This window comes from Streptomyces stelliscabiei (assembly GCF_014873495.1).
GTDB classification, from domain to species: domain Bacteria; phylum Actinomycetota; class Actinomycetes; order Streptomycetales; family Streptomycetaceae; genus Streptomyces; species Streptomyces bottropensis.
Window position 1 is genome coordinate 7,444,460 of the sequence record NZ_JADBGF010000001.1, and the last position, 15,505, is coordinate 7,459,964.

General features: G+C 70.6%; 14 protein-coding genes. 12 read left to right on the forward strand and 2 right to left on the reverse strand.

Going from position 1 to position 15,505, the window contains the following annotated elements; translation table 11 throughout:
- Positions 1-31: 31 nt before the first annotated feature.
- Positions 32-688 (reverse strand): bifunctional DNA primase/polymerase, encoded by a 657-nt coding sequence (locus tag H4687_RS33110; RefSeq protein WP_046917007.1) that lies wholly within the window; start codon positions 686-688, stop codon positions 32-34.
- Positions 689-1,127: 439 nt separating this feature from the next.
- On the opposite strand from H4687_RS33110, the gene nsdA reads away from it, so the two are divergent.
- The 5 genes from nsdA to ffh all read left to right on the forward strand — a co-directional run bounded on the left by nsdA (position 1,128) and on the right by ffh (position 8,794).
- Entirely contained in the window at positions 1,128-2,603 is a 1,476-nt protein-coding gene (gene nsdA / locus H4687_RS33115; RefSeq protein ID WP_046917008.1) for a transcriptional repressor NsdA, read from the forward strand.
- A gap of 433 nt (positions 2,604-3,036) precedes the next feature.
- Positions 3,037-4,281 carry an ammonium transporter gene (locus H4687_RS33120; RefSeq protein WP_373560669.1) on the forward strand — a complete coding sequence of 415 codons (1,245 nt, stop codon included), beginning with the start codon at positions 3,037-3,039 and terminating at the stop codon, positions 4,279-4,281.
- The gene (locus H4687_RS33125; protein WP_003997576.1) at positions 4,278-4,616 is read left to right on the forward strand and encodes a P-II family nitrogen regulator; all 339 of its coding nucleotides are present in this window, start codon (positions 4,278-4,280) and stop codon (positions 4,614-4,616) included. Before H4687_RS33120 ends, H4687_RS33125 begins: the two co-directional genes overlap by 4 nt.
- Before the next feature lie 26 nt (positions 4,617-4,642).
- Positions 4,643-7,093: a [protein-PII] uridylyltransferase gene (locus tag H4687_RS33130; protein ID WP_046917010.1), complete on the forward strand. Its 2,451-nt coding sequence runs from the start codon at positions 4,643-4,645 to the stop codon at positions 7,091-7,093.
- A gap of 150 nt (positions 7,094-7,243) precedes the next feature.
- Positions 7,244-8,794 (forward strand): signal recognition particle protein, encoded by a 1,551-nt coding sequence (gene ffh / locus H4687_RS33135; RefSeq protein ID WP_005479823.1) that lies wholly within the window; start codon positions 7,244-7,246, stop codon positions 8,792-8,794.
- Between the two features lie 348 nt (positions 8,795-9,142).
- Here the strand turns inward: ffh and H4687_RS33140 are convergent, their stop codons facing one another.
- Complete coding sequence (locus H4687_RS33140) at positions 9,143-9,901, reverse strand: class I SAM-dependent methyltransferase (RefSeq protein WP_046917011.1); 759 nt, start codon at positions 9,899-9,901, stop codon at positions 9,143-9,145.
- 304 nt (positions 9,902-10,205) lie between these two features.
- Between H4687_RS33140 and proS the strand changes: the two genes are divergently transcribed.
- The 7 genes from proS (at position 10,206) to rplS (ending at position 15,495) form a co-directional block, all read left to right on the forward strand.
- Positions 10,206-11,621, forward strand: a complete 1,416-nt coding sequence (proS, locus tag H4687_RS33145; protein ID WP_046917023.1) for a proline--tRNA ligase — start codon at positions 10,206-10,208, stop codon at positions 11,619-11,621.
- A 260-nt stretch (positions 11,622-11,881) separates the two neighbouring features.
- Positions 11,882-12,478: a hypothetical protein gene (locus H4687_RS33150; protein ID WP_005479817.1), complete on the forward strand. Its 597-nt coding sequence runs from the start codon at positions 11,882-11,884 to the stop codon at positions 12,476-12,478.
- A 367-nt stretch (positions 12,479-12,845) separates the two neighbouring features.
- The gene (rpsP, locus tag H4687_RS33155; RefSeq protein ID WP_046917012.1) at positions 12,846-13,265 is read left to right on the forward strand and encodes a 30S ribosomal protein S16; all 420 of its coding nucleotides are present in this window, start codon (positions 12,846-12,848) and stop codon (positions 13,263-13,265) included.
- 2 nt (positions 13,266-13,267) lie between these two features.
- Positions 13,268-13,507, forward strand: coding sequence for an RNA-binding protein (locus tag H4687_RS33160; RefSeq protein ID WP_031100565.1), 240 nt, complete (start codon positions 13,268-13,270; stop codon positions 13,505-13,507).
- A gap of 84 nt (positions 13,508-13,591) precedes the next feature.
- Positions 13,592-14,179 (forward strand): ribosome maturation factor RimM, encoded by a 588-nt coding sequence (rimM, locus tag H4687_RS33165; protein ID WP_046917013.1) that lies wholly within the window; start codon positions 13,592-13,594, stop codon positions 14,177-14,179.
- Positions 14,179-15,012: a tRNA (guanosine(37)-N1)-methyltransferase TrmD gene (trmD, locus tag H4687_RS33170; RefSeq protein WP_046917014.1), complete on the forward strand. Its 834-nt coding sequence runs from the start codon at positions 14,179-14,181 to the stop codon at positions 15,010-15,012. The genes rimM and trmD overlap by 1 nt, the downstream gene beginning before the upstream one ends.
- 132 nt (positions 15,013-15,144) lie before the next feature.
- A complete protein-coding gene (gene rplS, locus H4687_RS33175; protein WP_013000407.1) occupies positions 15,145-15,495 on the forward strand; it encodes a 50S ribosomal protein L19 in 351 nt (116 codons plus the stop codon).
- Positions 15,496-15,505 lie beyond the last annotated feature (10 nt).

Sequence of the window (15,505 nt, forward strand, 5' to 3'; positions counted from 1 at the left end):
TTCCCCGTGTACGTACCGCGGGCGGTCGAGGTCAGGCCCGTGACCGGTGGGCCACGTACGCCAGGGTCCCCAGCAGCAGGCGCGCGGCCGGAGGCTTCGTCGCCGAGTCGAGGTCGGGGGAGCGGAGCCAGCTGACCGGGCCGAGGCCGCCGCGGTCGGAGGGCGGGGCGGTGACATGGCTGCCGGGGCCGAGCCCGCGCAGGTCGAGAGCGGACGGGTCGTCCCAGCCCATGCGGTAGAGCAGAGTGGACAGCTCGGCGGCGGAACCCGGGGCGACGAAGAAGTGGGCGCGGCCCTCGGGGGTGGCGATCACGGGGCCGACGGGCAGGCCCATGCGTTCGAGACGGACGAGGGCGTGCCGGCCCGCGGACTCGGCGACCTCGATCACGTCGAAGGAGCGGCCCACCGGCAGCATCACGGCGGCCCCGGGGAACTCGGCCCAGGCCTCGGTCACCTCGTCGAGCGTCGCTCCGGCACGGACGGGGGGAGCGAAGTCGAGTGGATGCGCGCCGGGCGCGGAGCAGGTCGTCCTGCCGCACGAGCACGCGCCCGAAGCCGTCCGCGCGCCGGGGACGACGTCCCATCCCCAGAGCCCGGTGTACTCGGCCACAGCCGTGCACTCCGAGGAACGGCCGCGCCGACGCGTGCCGGATCGCATCTCCCGAATGCCGCCGATCGTGAAGCCCATGCCCCCTCCAACGGGTCCAGCGCGCCGGTGGTTACGCGACGGAGTCGGAAGGCGACGCTCTGCTTCCGCATGGGCGCTCCGCGTGGGCGGCGCACTACGGCGTTCTCGGTGGCGCGCTCGACGACGCGCGCCCCTGAATGCCTCGCTCCGCCCACTCCCGGCCGTCTGATGTCAAGTGAATCGCGTACGGGCGACCGTAGGTTCATTCGAAGGGGTGGCGAATGGTGGCGTTTCCGGAATCGCCGTGGCCGGACGCGTGATCGTAGGATTACTTTGAGTGCACGGGACCTGGGGACGCACGCGCTCGTGGGTATGCCGGAGGCAAGTCGTCTTTCCGTTCGATGGGTGACGGGGGTCGGACGTACGGCGTGGTAACCGGCATTCTGTTAGGGCTTGGCGCACACAGCGCACAGGTGGTTTCAGGGATGGGGGCGTTCCAGTGGGCGGCAACGGCGGAAGTGGTACGAACGCTGAGAAGCGCCCGAACGAACTCCTGGGCTCGTGGTTCGTCCGCAGCGGCTGGTCCAAGGGCGAGCTGGCCCGGCAGGTGAACCGCCGGGCGCGTCAGCTCGGCGCCAACCACATCTCCACCGACACCTCGCGCGTCCGGCGCTGGCTCGACGGCGAGAACCCGCGCGAGCCGATTCCCCGGATCCTGTCCGAGCTGTTCTCCGAGCGGTTCGGCTGCGTCGTCGCCGTGGAGGACCTGGGGCTGCGCGCGGCCCATCAGTCCCCTTCCGTCTCCGGTGTCGACCTGCCCTGGACGGGCCCGCAGACCGTGGCGCTGATCAGCGAGTTCTCACGCAGCGACCTGATGCTGGCGCGGCGCGGCTTCCTCGGGAGCTCGCTCGCCCTCTCCGCGGGCCCGGCCCTGATCGAGCCGATGCAGCGCTGGCTCGTCCCCGCCCCCGCCGCCCCGCGCGCGGAGCCCGAGCCGTCGGCCGCCGCGCGCCGCGCAGGCCGGCTCTCCCAGCCGGAGCTGGACCTCCTCGAATCCACCACCGTGATGTTCCGGCAGTGGGACGCCCAGTGCGGCGGCGGTCTGCGCCGCAAGGCCGTCGTCGGCCAGCTGCACGAGGTGACCGACCTCCTCCAGGAGCCCCAGCCCGAGGCCACCACCCGCCGGCTGTTCAAGGTCGCCGCCGAGCTGGCCGAGCTGGCCGGCTGGATGAGCTACGACATCGGCCTGCAGCCCACGGCGCAGAAGTACTTCGTCCTCGCCCTCCACGCGGCCAAGGAGGCGGGCGACAAGCCCCTCGGCTCGTACGTCCTGTCCAGCATGAGCCGCCAGATGATCCACCTCGGCCGGCCCGACGACGCCCTCGAACTGATCCATCTCGCCCAGTACGGCAGCCGTGAGTGCGCGAGTCCGCGCACCCAGTCGATGCTGTATGCGATGGAGGCCCGCGCCTACGCCAACATGGGCCAGCCCGGAAAGTGCAAACGGGCCGTGCGGATGGCCGAGGACGTCTTCGCCGACGCCGAGGAGTGGGACGACCCGGACCCCGACTGGATCCGCTTCTTCAACGAGGCCGAACTGCACGGAGAGAACTCCCACTCCTACCGCGACCTCGCCTACGTCGCCGGCCGCAGCCCCGCCTACGCCTCCCTCGCCGAGCCCGTGATGCGCCGGGCCGTCGAGCTGTTCTCCACGGACACCGAACACCAGCGGTCCTACGCGCTGAACCTCATCGGCATGGCCACCGTGCATCTGCTCCAGCGAGAGCCCGAGCGGGGGGCGGACATGGCCAAGCAGGCCATGGAGACAGCGAAGAAGGTGCGCTCCGAGCGGGTGAACACCCGTATCCGCAAGACCGTCGACACGGCCGTACGGGAGTTCGGCGGCCTCGCCGAGGTCGTGGACCTCACCGACCAGCTCGCCGTCCACCTCCCCGAGACCGCCGAGGCGGTCTGACCCCGGCCCCGCGCTCCGCGGGCCACGCCTGCTCCGGCCACGGCCGGCCATCCCGACTGCCCGACTCGGCTCCCCCATGCCAGGTCATCGGATGGTCTGCCGTGGCCGGTCCGTTCGGGGCGGCTCCACCGGAAGTTCCATCGGATACGAAACCGTTATCCGCGAAGGGCCCCGCAGAGGCTGGGCCCCACACGGGATGCCTCCTCCGCGATTCACGTTTCACCTGTCTGTAACGTGATGGGTGCCTTCGTCACGTCCGGGAAACATTTCCAAACTCCCGGCGAAACGGTGCTGCGTCAGTCTCCTCAGCACAGTCGGCCCTCCCCGATAGCTCCCCAGCTTCCGCATCCGCACGGGCCGTTCCGACCACGAGGAGATACCGGCATTGAACGGCACAGATACCGGATTCGTATTGATCAGTGCGGCGCTCGTCATGGTGATGACGCCGGGCCTGGCGCTCTTCTACGGCGGCATGGTCCGTGCCAAGAGCGTGCTGAACATGCTGATGATGTCCTTCATCTCGCTGGGCATCGTCAGCATCCTGTGGGTGCTGTTCGGGTACTCACTCGCCTTCAGCGGTGACGTCGGCCACTTCATCGGCAACCTCGACGCCATCGGTCTCAAGGGCATCGACGTCACGAGCACGGTCGACAGCTTCGTCACCAACGCCAAGGGCGAGCCGCACCAGATCGCCGCGTTCTCGTTCATCCTCTTCCAGATGCTGTTCGCGGTGATCACCCCGGCCCTGATGAGCGGCGCGCTCGCCGACCGCGTCAAGTTCAGCGCCTGGATGGTCTTCGTCGCGCTCTGGGTCACCCTCGCGTACTTCCCGGTCGCGCACTGGGTCTGGGCGCCGGGCGGCTGGCTCTTCGACATGGGTGTCATCGACTTCGCCGGTGGTACCGCGGTCCACATCAACGCCGGTGTCGGCGCGCTCGCCGCGGTCCTCGTCGTCGGCAAGCGGATCGGCTTCAAGAAGGACCCGATGCGGCCGCACAGCCTGCCGCTGGTCCTGGTCGGCACCGCCCTGCTGTGGTTCGGCTGGTTCGGTTTCAACGCCGGCTCCTGGCTCGGTGTCGACGGCACGACCGCCCGTATGGCCATCAACACGCAGATCGCGACGGCCGCGGCCATCATCGGCTGGCTGATCTACGAGCGCATCCGTCACGGCGCGTTCACCACCCTCGGTGCCTGCTCCGGTGCCGTCGCCGGCCTCGTCGCGATCACCCCCTCGGGCGGTCACGTCAACGCCTTCGGCGCCATGCTGATCGGCATCGTCGCCGGCGCGGTCTGCTCCTGGGCCGTCAGCCTCAAGTACAAGCTGGGCTACGACGACTCCCTCGACGTCGTCGGTGTCCACCTGGTGGGCGGTGTGCTCGGCACCCTGATGGTCGGCTTCCTGGCCACCGACGGGATCGGCGGCCTCGACCAGTTCGGCAAGCAGGCCACCGGCGCCTTCTCGGTCATGGGCTACACCTTCGTGGTGACCTGGCTCATCGCCTTCGCCATCCAGAAGACGATCGGCTTCCGGGCGTCCGAGGAGGACGAGGTCACCGGTGTCGACCAGACCCAGCACGCCGAGACCGCGTACGACTTCTCCTCGGCCGCCGGTTCCCACATCTCCAGCAGCACCACGAGCAGCGTCGCTGCCCCTGAGAGCAAGAAGGTCGAGGCATGAAGCTGATCACCGCCGTCGTCAAGCCGCACCGGCTCGACGAGATCAAGGAAGCCCTGCAGGCCTTCGGGGTGCACGGCCTTACGGTGACCGAGGCCAGTGGGTACGGTCGGCAGCGCGGCCACACGGAGGTGTACCGGGGTGCCGAGTACACGGTGGACCTGGTTCCCAAGATCCGTATCGAGGTGCTCGCCGAGGACGACGACGCCGAGCAGCTGATCGACGTCATCGTCAAGGCCGCCCGCACCGGCAAGATCGGTGACGGCAAGGTCTGGTCCCTCCCGGTCGAGACGGCCGTTCGGGTCCGGACCGGCGAGCGCGGCCCGGACGCGCTCTGATCGAAGAGAAGAACAGGAGTCGCTGGGTGACGAGTACGGACGTACGTACGGATGCAGAGGACTCGGGACCCAGCGGCTATGCGGCGGCCCGGCTGCGCCTCCTCCAGGAGGAGGCGCAGTCCGGGCCGCCGCGCCGTTCGGCCCTCGCGGAGCTGACCGACGACTGGCTCGCGGGCCTCTTCGGAGCGGGTGCCGCCGAACCGCGCGGGGTCTCCCTCGTGGCCGTCGGCGGATACGGGCGCGGTGAACTCTCGCCCCGCAGCGATCTCGACCTGCTGCTCCTGCACGACGGGTCCGACGAACGGGCGGTGGCCGCGCTGGCCGACCGCATCTGGTACCCCGTCTGGGACCTGGGGCTGGCCCTCGACCACTCCGTGCGCACCCCCGCCGAGGCCCGCAGGACGGCCGGCGAGGACCTCAAGGTGCAACTCGGGCTGCTGGACGCCCGCCACATCGCCGGTGATCTGGGCCTGACCGCGGGGCTGCGGACCTCCGTCCTCGCCGACTGGCGCAACCAGGCGCCCAAACGCCTCCCGGAACTGCAGGAGCTGTGCGCCGAGCGGGCCGAGCGGCAGGGGGAGCTGCAGTATCTGCTGGAGCCCGACCTCAAGGAGGCACGCGGCGGGCTGCGCGATGCCACCGCCCTGCGCGCCGTCGCCGCCTCATGGCTCGCCGACGCCCCGCGCGAGGGTCTCGCCGACGCCCGCCGCCGGCTCCTCGACGTGCGGGACGCGCTGCATCTGACCACCGGGCGCGCGACGGACCGGCTCGCGCTCCAGGAACAGGACCAGGTCGCCGCCGAACTGGGGCTGCTGGACGCCGACACCCTGCTGCGCCAGGTGTACGAGGCCGCCCGCGTGATCTCGTACGCCAGTGATGTGACCTGGCGTGAAGTGGGGCGCGTGCTGCGGTCGCGCGCCGTCCGGCCCCGGCTGCGCGCCATGCTGGGCGGCGGGAAGCCCGCTCCCGAGCGGTCGCCGCTGGCCGAGGGCGTGGTCGAGCAGGACGGCGAGGTCGTGCTCGCGCGGGCCGCCAAGCCCGACCGGGACCCCGTGCTGCCGCTGCGCGCCGCCGCCGCGGCCGCCCAGGCCGGACTGCCGCTCTCGCTGCACGCCGTGCGGCGCCTGGCGGCCGTCGCCCGGCCGCTCCCGACGCCCTGGCCCGCCGAGGCGCGCGAACAGCTCGTCACCCTGCTCGGTTCCGGGCGCCCGACCGTCGACGTCTGGGAAGCCCTGGAGGCCGAGGGCCTCATCACGCATCTGCTGCCCGACTGGGAGCGGGTGCGCTGCCGGCCGCAGCGCAACGCCGTGCACATCTGGACCGTCGACCGGCACCTCATCGAGACCGCGGTCCAGGCCTCCGAGATGACCCGCCGGGTGCACCGGCCCGACCTCCTGCTCGTGGCCGCGCTGCTGCACGACATCGGCAAGGGCTGGCCCGGCGACCACTCCGTCGCCGGCGAGATCATCGCCAAGGACGTGGCGGCCAGGATCGGCTTCGACCGCGAGGACGTGGCGGTGCTCGCCACCCTCGTCCGCCACCACCTGCTGCTCGTCGACACGGCCACCCGGCGCGACCTGGAGGATCCGGCCACCGTCCGGTCCGTGGCCGACGCCGTCGGATCGCCGGGCACGCTCGAACTGCTGCACGCGCTCACCGAGTCGGACGCGCTGGCCACCGGACCCGCCGCCTGGTCGTCGTGGCGGGCCTCGCTCGTGTCCGAGCTGGTGCAGCGGGTCGACGCGCTGTTCGCCGGGGACGCTCCCGAGGAACCGGAGCCCGGGGAGACCAGCGCCGAACAGGAGCGGCTCGCCATCGAGGCGTTCCGCACCGGCGGACCGGTGCTGTCGCTGCGCGCGCAGACGGAGGCCGCCGCCGACGACAAGGACGAGAAGGCCGACCCCGAGCCGCTCGGCGTGGAACTCCTCATCGCCGTACCGGACCAGGCGGGCGTCCTGCCGGCGGTCGCCGGCGTCCTCGCCATGCACCGGCTGACCGTGCGCACGGCCGAACTCGGCACGTTCGGCCTGCCCGACGGCGTCGAGGGCTCGGTGCTGCTGCTGAACTGGCGGGTGGCCGCGGAGTACGGCTCGCTGCCCCAGGCGGCCAGGCTCCGCGCGGACCTCGTACGGGCCCTGGACGGGTCGCTGGACATCGCCGGGCGGCTGGCCGAGCGGGACGCGGCCTATCCCCGGCGGCGAGGCGTCGTCGCACCACCGCCGCGCGTCACGGTGGCCCCGGCCGCCTCCCGGCACGCCACGGTCATCGAGGTGCGCGCCCAGGACGCCCCCGGGCTGCTGCACCGGATCGGGCGCGCCCTGGAGGACGCGCACGTACGGGTGCGCAGCGCGCACGTCAGCACGCTGGGCGCCAACGCCGTGGACGCCTTCTACGTCACCGGCACGGACGGGGCGCCGCTGCCGGGTGACGAGGCGGCGTCGCTGGCGCGCAAGCTGGAGGAGACTCTGCGCGGCTGAGCACGACGGGTACGGGGCCCGCCCGGCCCCGTACCCGTGCGGGCCCGGCCGCGTTCACGACTATCCACAGGGGTGGAGACCCGACCACACCCAGACAGATACCCTGGAGGGCAGCCCACCCTGCCCCCGACTCCGAGGACCGACACCGCCGTGTTCGATACGCTCTCCGATCGCCTCTCAGCGACGTTCAAGAACCTGCGCGGCAAGGGGCGCCTCTCCGAGGCGGACATCGACGCCACGGCGCGCGAGATCCGTATCGCGCTCCTCGAAGCGGACGTCGCGCTGCCCGTCGTCCGGACGTTCATCAAGAACGTCAAGGAAAGGGCACTCGGCAGCGACGTCTCCAAGGCGCTCAACCCGGCCCAGCAGGTCCTCAAGATCGTCAACGAGGAGCTGGTCGGGATCCTCGGTGGCGAGACCCGCCGGCTGCGGTTCGCCAAGAACCCGCCGACCGTGATCATGCTCGCCGGTCTGCAGGGTGCCGGTAAGACGACCCTCGCGGGCAAGCTGGGCCGCTGGCTGAAGGAGCAGGGCCACTCGCCGCTCCTCGTCGCCTGCGACCTCCAGCGCCCGAACGCGGTGAACCAGCTCAGTGTCGTCGCCGAGCGCGCGGGCGTCGCGGTCTACGCCCCCGAGCCGGGCAACGGCGTGGGCGACCCGGTCAAGGTCGCCAAGGACTCCATCGAGTTCGCGAAGTCCAAGGTCCACGACATCGTGGTCGTCGACACCGCCGGCCGCCTGGGCATCGACCAGGAGATGATGCGGCAGGCCGCCGACATCCGGGACGCGGTCTCCCCGGACGAGATCCTCTTCGTCGTCGACGCGATGATCGGTCAGGACGCCGTCAACACGGCCGAGGCGTTCCGGGACGGCGTCGGCTTCGACGGCGTGGTCCTCTCCAAGCTCGACGGTGACGCCCGCGGTGGTGCCGCCCTGTCGATCGCCTCGGTCACCGGCAAGCCGATCATGTTCGCGTCGAACGGCGAGAAGCTCGACGAGTTCGACCAGTTCCACCCGGACCGGATGGCCTCCCGCATCCTCGACATGGGTGACCTGCTCACCCTGATCGAGCAGGCGGAGAAGACCTTCAGCCAGGAAGAGGCCGCCAAGATGGCGGGCAAACTGGCGTCCAAGAAGGGGCAGGACTTCACGCTCGACGACTTCCTGGCCCAGATGGAGCAGGTCAGGAAGATGGGCAGCATCAGCAAGCTGCTCGGCATGCTCCCCGGCATGGGGCAGATCAAGGACCAGATCAACAACATCGACGAGCGTGACGTCGACCGCACGGCAGCGATCATCAAGTCGATGACCCCGGCCGAGCGCCAGGAGCCGACGATCATCAACGGCTCTCGCCGGGCCCGTATCGCCAAGGGTTCCGGTGTCGAGGTCAGCGCGGTGAAGAACCTGGTGGAGCGGTTCTTCGAGGCCCGCAAGATGATGTCCCGCATGGCCCAGGGCGGCGGCATGCCCGGGATGCCGGGTATGCCCGGCATGGGTGGCGGGCCGGGCCGCAGCAAGAAGCAGCCCAAGCAGGCCAAGGGCAAGCAGCGCTCCGGCAACCCGATGAAGCGCAAGCAGCAGGAGCAGGAGGAGGCCGCCCGCCGGGCCGCCGCCGCGCAGGGCGGTGCTCTCGGGCTGCCGGGCCAGCAGGCCCCTCAGGACTTCGAGCTGCCGGATGAGTTCAAGAAGTTCATGGGCTGACCCGCCACACGGCGGACGCCGCGTGCCGGCCGGGGGGTGTGGCCGGGCGCGCGGCGCCGGGTGCCGTTGCGTGGACGGCATGTGTGGTGATGTCGCTCGTGGTACTGGTGGTGGCAACCCCCGTACGCGGATGTGTTGTTCCCCTGGACGATGCGTCAGGCTATGGCTGCCGTGCGGCGTTTGGCCAAGCCTGAAGCGTTACCGACCCGCTTTCTTCACACCATTCACACCCGCGTCGGCAGATGTCTCGAAGACCTTCCCAGGCCGTCCCCGAACGGCTCCGGCCTTCCCCCTTCCCCTGACCGCGCGAACTTCCCCTGACCACGCGAACGCTCCTCGGCAGGCAGGCTAGGGCGTCCGAGCGATCAGATAGCGGAACACGTTCGGCATCCACACCGTGCCGTCCCGGCGGCGGTGCGGGTGCAGGGCCTCGGTGAGTTCCTTGTCCACCTGCACCTGGTCGGTGGCCGCGATCGCCGCGTCGAACAGGCCGGTCGACAGCAGTCCCCGCACCGCGTTGTCCACGTTGGCGTAGCCGAAGGGACAGGCCACGCGTCCGGAGCCGTCCGGCCGGAGGCCGGCCCGCTGGGCCACCTCCTCCAGGTCGTCCCTGAGCGCCGGGCGCCAACTGCCCCCGCCCCGCAGGGGATCGGCGAGCTTCGCGGCCACCCGCAGCACCGCCGACGTGGCGCAGCGCTCCGGCGGACCCCAGCCGGCGAGGACCACGGGGGTGCCGCGTTCCGCGAGCGGGGTCGCCGAGGCGAGCAGCTCACCGAGCCCCTCGGAGTCCCCGTCCAGGCAGCCGATCGGCTCGAAGGCGGTCACCAGGTTGTACAGCGGGTCACCGGGGGCGCGGGCCGCGTCCTCGGGAACGCCCTCGACGACACGGGCGCCGGTACGCGCGCGCGTGCCCCATGCCTCCGGCCGCAGCCGCTCCCGCGCGAGTGCCACTCTCTCGGGCGCCCCCGCGTCCACGCCGGTGACCGCGGCGCCCCGGGACGCCGCCATCAGCAGCGCGAGCCCCGAGCCGCAGCCGACCCCGAGCAGCCGGGTGCCGGAGCCGACGTCGAGCCGCCGATGGACGGCCTCGTACAGCGGTACCAGCATCCGTTCCTGGATCTCGGCCCAGTCACGCGCGCGTGCACACCGGTCCACGCGGGGTAAGGCCCCCGCGCGAGGCAGTTGCTGCCGCACGAGCGTAGGTGTCATATCGAAAGCGCCCCAATCCGCCGTGAGTTGCCGTTGCCGGATTTCCTGGCCCCCGTGGCAGTGCGCGCTCGCACACCCCCCGTATGCCAGGTAACTCCGCACCCGGCGCGCCGTCCAGGGGTCTCGGACATCGGTTTTGCGGAGTGTGGGGCCCGGCGAAAAGAATTCACATCACCGCAATATGCCCCCGTACTATCGCGCCATGGCAAAGGCACCCGTACTCACACCCCGGGCGGACGATTTCCCGCGCTGGTACCAGGATCTGATCACCAAGGCCGAGCTGGCCGACAACGGCCCGGTGCGCGGCACCATGGTGATCCGACCGTACGGGTACGGGCTGTGGGAGCGGATGCAGCAGGAGATGGACACCCGGATCAAGGAGACGGGCACGCAGAACGCGTATTTCCCGCTCCTGATCCCGCAGTCCTACCTCACGCGCGAGGCCGAGCACGTGGAGGGCTTCGCGCCCGAGCTGGCCGTGGTGACCCACGGCGGCGGCAAGGAGCTGGAGGAGCCCGCCGTCGTCCGCCCCACCTCCGAGATGATCATCAACGCCTCCTTCTCGAAGTGGGTGCAGAGCTACCGCGACCTGCCGCTGCTGATCAACCAGTGGGCGAACGTCGTCCGTTGGGAGCTGCGCCCCCGACTGTTCCTGCGCACCTCCGAATTCCTCTGGCAGGAGGGCCACACGGCGCACGCGACCTACGAGGAGGCGCGCGACTTCGCCGCGCACATCCATCGGGAGGTCTACGAGGACTTCATGGCGAACGTGCTCGCGATGGACGTGGTCCCCGGCCGCAAGACCGTGAAGGAGCGCTTCGCGGGCGCCATCAACACCCTCACCCTGGAAGGCATGATGGGCGACGGCAAGGCCCTCCAGATGGCCACCAGCCACGAACTGGGCCAGAACTTCGCCAAGGCCTTCAACACCCGGTACCTGTCGAGGGACGGCAGTCAGGAACTCGTCTGGCAGACCTCCTGGGGCTCCACCACCCGCATGATCGGCGCCCTGGTGATGATGCACGGCGACGACCACGGACTGAGGGTCCCGCCCCGGCTGGCGCAGACCCAGGTGGTCGTCCTCGCGATCAAGGGCGACGAGGCCGTTCTGGCCAAGGTCCGCGAGCTGGGCGACCGGCTGAAGGCCGCGGGCGTCCGGGTCCGGGTGGACGACCGTACGGACATCCCGTTCGGCCGCCGTGCCGTCGACTGGGAACTCAAGGGCGTCCCCGTACGTGTCGAGGTCGGCCCCCGTGACCTGGAGAACGGCACCGCTATGCTCGTCCGCCGCATCCCCGGCGGCAAGGCACCCGTCGCGATCGACTCGCTCGTACCCCTGCTTCCCTCGATCCTCGAAGAGGACCAGGCGCTCCTGCTGACGCAGTCCCGCGAGCGCCGCGAGTCCCGTACGGCCGAGGTGGCGACGCCCGACGAGGCGATCGAGGCCGCCGTGTCCGGTGGCTGGGCGCGTATCCCCTGGTCGACGTTGGGGGAGGAGGGCGAGGCCAGGCTCGGTGAGCACGCCGTGACCGTACGGTGTCTGGTCGCCGAGGACGGGTCGGTGCCCGACTCCTACGACGCACCCGGTAACGTCGCCGTCGTGGCGCGCGCTTACTAGAGCACCCCGTTCCGTCGGGAGCGCGACCGAAAGGTCCCTTGCGCATCCGCGGATCACAGATGTCCCGGCGCGTGGACCTTGTCTACGCGCCGGGGCGTACGTGTTGCTACGTACCGCCTTGTGGCGAGCTGCGAGGCTTCTCCGCAGATCAGCGCACCCGCCCTCGTCAGGACGCACTAGTGGCAACTGACGGGTACGTGCAAATTATTTGGGATGGCCCGGAATCGGAACACACGGGCACTCCGGCTCGTTGTCATTACGTGAGCACGACACAGACACCACCCGTTCTCGCCGCAGAACTGGCACAGGCGTGGGCCGACATTCAACGGCACCACCCCGAGCTGCCGGATCTTGCCGCTCCCGAGTCCCTGATCGGGGAGTCGTCGTCCGCATGCGGGCACGAACTCTCCTTCGAGCGACTGCTGCATGAGGCAGTCCATGGCATCGCCGCCGCGCGTGGAGTCCGCGACACCTCCCGGGCCGGCCGGTACCACAACCGCAGATTCCTCGCGATCGCCGAGGAACTCGGCCTCGACCACCCCGAGGAACCCCACCCCAGCAGTGGTTTCTCGCTGGTCACGCTCGATCCCGAGGCCAAGCGTCGCTACCGCCCGACCATCGAGAGACTGCAGCGCGCTCTCAAGGCACACACCGCGGCGACCTCCGCGGACACGGCCCGCAGCTTCCGGGGCCCGGCCGCCCGCCACGGTTCCTCGGGCGGCGGCGTCCGCGTCAAGGCCGTCTGCGACTGCGGTCGCAACGTCCGCGTCGTCCCCTCCGTGCTCGCCCAGGCACCCATCGTCTGTGGCGGCTGCGGCAAGCCCTTCCGGATCCCGGAGGTCCTGGGCGCGGCGTGAGACGAGGGTGAGCCGAGAAGACGGCGAACCGACTGGCGACGGCTGCTCGTGGCAGCCGTATCCGGTTCGCGGTCGACGGGTCCGCCCTCGCTGCGAGCAGTCGTGCCGCTGGGGCGGCGCGGGGCGCAGGCGGCGCCCGGTGAGCGGGGCGAAAGCCCCCGGCGCCGGGTGCCGCTTCGGCATGCGTTCACACAGCCCCGGTGAGAGACGATCCCCAGCGTGTGGCACAATGGCTAGCTGTACTCGACAGTCGCACAGGACCCCTCTCTCCTCCGGCTGACGCGTCCATCGGGCACTCGGGTACCGCAACCCCACGCGGCCTTTCTCGCCGTGCCCAATCACGTCAAAACCAGGAGAACCCACTCCCGTGGCAGTCAAGATCAAGCTGAAGCGTCTGGGCAAGATCCGTTCGCCTCACTACCGCATCGTCGTCGCCGACTCCCGCACCCGCCGTGACGGCCGTGCGATCGAGGAGATCGGCAAGTACCACCCGACGTACCACCCGTCCGTCATCGAGGTCGACGAGGACCGCGTCGCGTACTGGCTGGGTGTCGGCGCGCAGCCGACCGAGCCCGTGCTCGCCATCCTGAAGAAGACCGGCGACTGGCAGAAGTTCAAGGGTGAGCCCGCTCCGGCGCCGCTCCTCGTGGCTCAGCCGAAGTCCGCGCGCCCGTCGTTCGAGGCCCTGGGCGGCGACGACGAGGGCAAGGGTGAGGCGATCACCCAGAAGAAGAAGGCCGAGAAGAAGGACGAGGCTGCCGCCGAGTCCGAGTCGACCGAGGCCTGAGCATGCTCGAGGAGGCTCTCGAGCACCTCGTCAAGGGCATCGTCGACAACCCCGACGACGTGCAGGTCGCTTCCCGCGACCTGCGCCGCGGGCGCGTACTCGAGGTCCGGGTTCACCCCGACGACCTCGGCAAGGTGATCGGCCGCAACGGCCGTACCGCCCGCGCCCTGCGTACCGTCGTGGGTGCCATCGGCGGCCGCGGTATCCGTGTCGACCTGGTCGACGTGGATCACGTCCGCTGACGAACATGCGCAGCACCGGCTCGGGCCGGGGAAGGCCACTGGGCCGTCCCCGGCCCGTAGTCGTATGACAGGAGATCAAGCACAGTGCAGCTCGTAGTCGCACGGATCGGCCGCGCCCACGGCATCAAGGGCGAGGTCACCGTCGAGGTCCGCACCGACGAGCCGGAACTCCGGCTCGGCCCCGGCGCCGTCCTGCTCACGGACCCCGCCTCGACGGGCCCGCTCACCATCGAGACCGGCCGGGTCCACAGCGGCCGGCTGCTCCTGCGCTTCGAGGGCGTCCGCGACCGCAACGCCGCCGAGGCCCTGCGCAACACCCTGCTGATCGCGGAGGTGGACCCGGAGGAGCTGCCGGAGGAAGAGGACGAGTACTACGACCACCAGCTGATGGACCTGGACGTGGTCACCAAGGACGGGGCCGCGGTCGGCCGGATCACGGAGATCTCGCATCTGCCCTCCCAGGACCTCTTCATCGTCGAGCGGCCGGACGGCAGCGAGGTGATGATCCCGTTCGTGGAGACCATCGTCACCGAGATCGACCTGACCGAACAGCGGGCGGTCATCGACCCGCCGCCGGGACTGATCGACGACCGGGCGGAGATCGCGTCCGCCCGGGACGCCGCCGAGGAGTCCGCCACCGACTCCGCCGGACCGGCCGGGGACGAGGCCTGATGAGGCTCGACGTCGTCACGATCTTCCCCGACTACCTCGAACCCCTGAACGTCTCCCTCGTCGGCAAGGCGCGCGCGCGTGGACAGCTGAACGTGCACGTCCACGACCTGCGGGAATGGACGTACGACCGGCACAACACGGTCGACGACACCCCCTACGGCGGCGGTCCCGGCATGGTCATGAAGACCGACCCCTGGGGCGACGCCCTGGACTCGGTCCTCGCCGACGGCTACGAGGCCGGGGACGGTGAGCCCGCGCTCATCGTCCCCACCCCCAGCGGCCGCCCCTTCACGCAGGCACTCGCCGTCGAACTCTCCGAGCGCCCCTGGCTGGTCTTCACGCCGGCGCGCTACGAGGGCATCGACCGGCGCGTGATCGACGAGTACGCGACCCGGATGCCCGTGTACGAGGTGTCCATCGGCGACTACGTGCTCGCCGGCGGCGAAGCGGCCGTGCTCGTCGTCACCGAGGCGGTGGCGCGGCTGCTGCCCGGCGTCCTCGGCAACGCCGAGTCCCACCGGGACGACTCCTTCGCGCCCGGCCCCATGGCCAACCTCCTGGAGGGGCCGGTCTACACGAAGCCCCCCGAGTGGCGCGGCCGTGACATCCCCGACGTGCTGCTCAGCGGCCACCACGGCAAGATCGCGCGCTGGCGGCGCGACGAGGCACTGAAGCGAACCGCGGCCAACAGGCCCGATCTCATCGAGCGTTGCGACCCCAAGGCCTTCGACAAGAAGGACCGCGAGATGCTCTCCATCCTGGGCTGGGCCCCGGATCCGGCAGGGGAGTCGCACGGCCGATTTTGGCGGCGGCCCGAGGGCGTGGAAGAATAGGCCGCTGTTGTGCGTCGTCCGGCGCGCGCCCCTGCCGCAGGGGGACACGACGCCCGCCCCGACACGGACAGCATCCTCTCGAAACCTAGCTCCCGCCTATGACCTGTGGCATGGGTGAAGAAAGCAGACGAAATGTCTCACCTGCTCGACTCCGTCGACTCCGCGTCGCTGCGCAGCGACATCCCGGCCTTCCGCCCGGGTGACACCGTCAACGTCCACGTGCGCGTCATCGAGGGCAACCGCTCCCGTGTGCAGCAGTTCAAGGGCGTGGTGATCCGTCGCCAGGGCGCCGGTGTCCGCGAGACCTTCACGGTCCGCAAGGTCTCGTTCTCCGTCGGCGTCGAGCGCACCTTCCCGGTGCACACCCCGATCGTCGAGAAGATCGAGCTCGTCACCCGCGGTGACGTCCGTCGCGCGAAGCTGTACTACCTGCGCGAGCTGCGCGGCAAGGCCGCGAAGATCAAGGAGAAGCGCGACAACTGATCGCGCGCAC

What these genes read in the sequence shown, in the direction of transcription:
- H4687_RS33110 (WP_046917007.1), bottom strand. Translation starts at nt 688, where the DNA reads ATGGGCTTCACGATCGGCGGCATTCGGGAGATGCGATCCGGCACGCGT.
- H4687_RS33120 (WP_373560669.1), top strand. Translation starts at nt 3,037, where the DNA reads ATGGTGATGACGCCGGGCCTGGCGCTCTTCTACGGCGGCATGGTCCGT.
- H4687_RS33125 (WP_003997576.1), top strand. Translation starts at nt 4,278, where the DNA reads ATGAAGCTGATCACCGCCGTCGTCAAGCCGCACCGGCTCGACGAGATC.
- H4687_RS33140 (WP_046917011.1), bottom strand. Translation starts at nt 9,901, where the DNA reads ATGCTGGTACCGCTGTACGAGGCCGTCCATCGGCGGCTCGACGTCGGC.
- proS (WP_046917023.1), top strand. Translation starts at nt 10,206, where the DNA reads ATGGCAAAGGCACCCGTACTCACACCCCGGGCGGACGATTTCCCGCGC.
- H4687_RS33160 (WP_031100565.1), top strand. Translation starts at nt 13,268, where the DNA reads ATGCTCGAGGAGGCTCTCGAGCACCTCGTCAAGGGCATCGTCGACAAC.
- trmD (WP_046917014.1), top strand. Translation starts at nt 14,179, where the DNA reads ATGAGGCTCGACGTCGTCACGATCTTCCCCGACTACCTCGAACCCCTG.
- rplS (WP_013000407.1), top strand. Translation starts at nt 15,145, where the DNA reads ATGTCTCACCTGCTCGACTCCGTCGACTCCGCGTCGCTGCGCAGCGAC.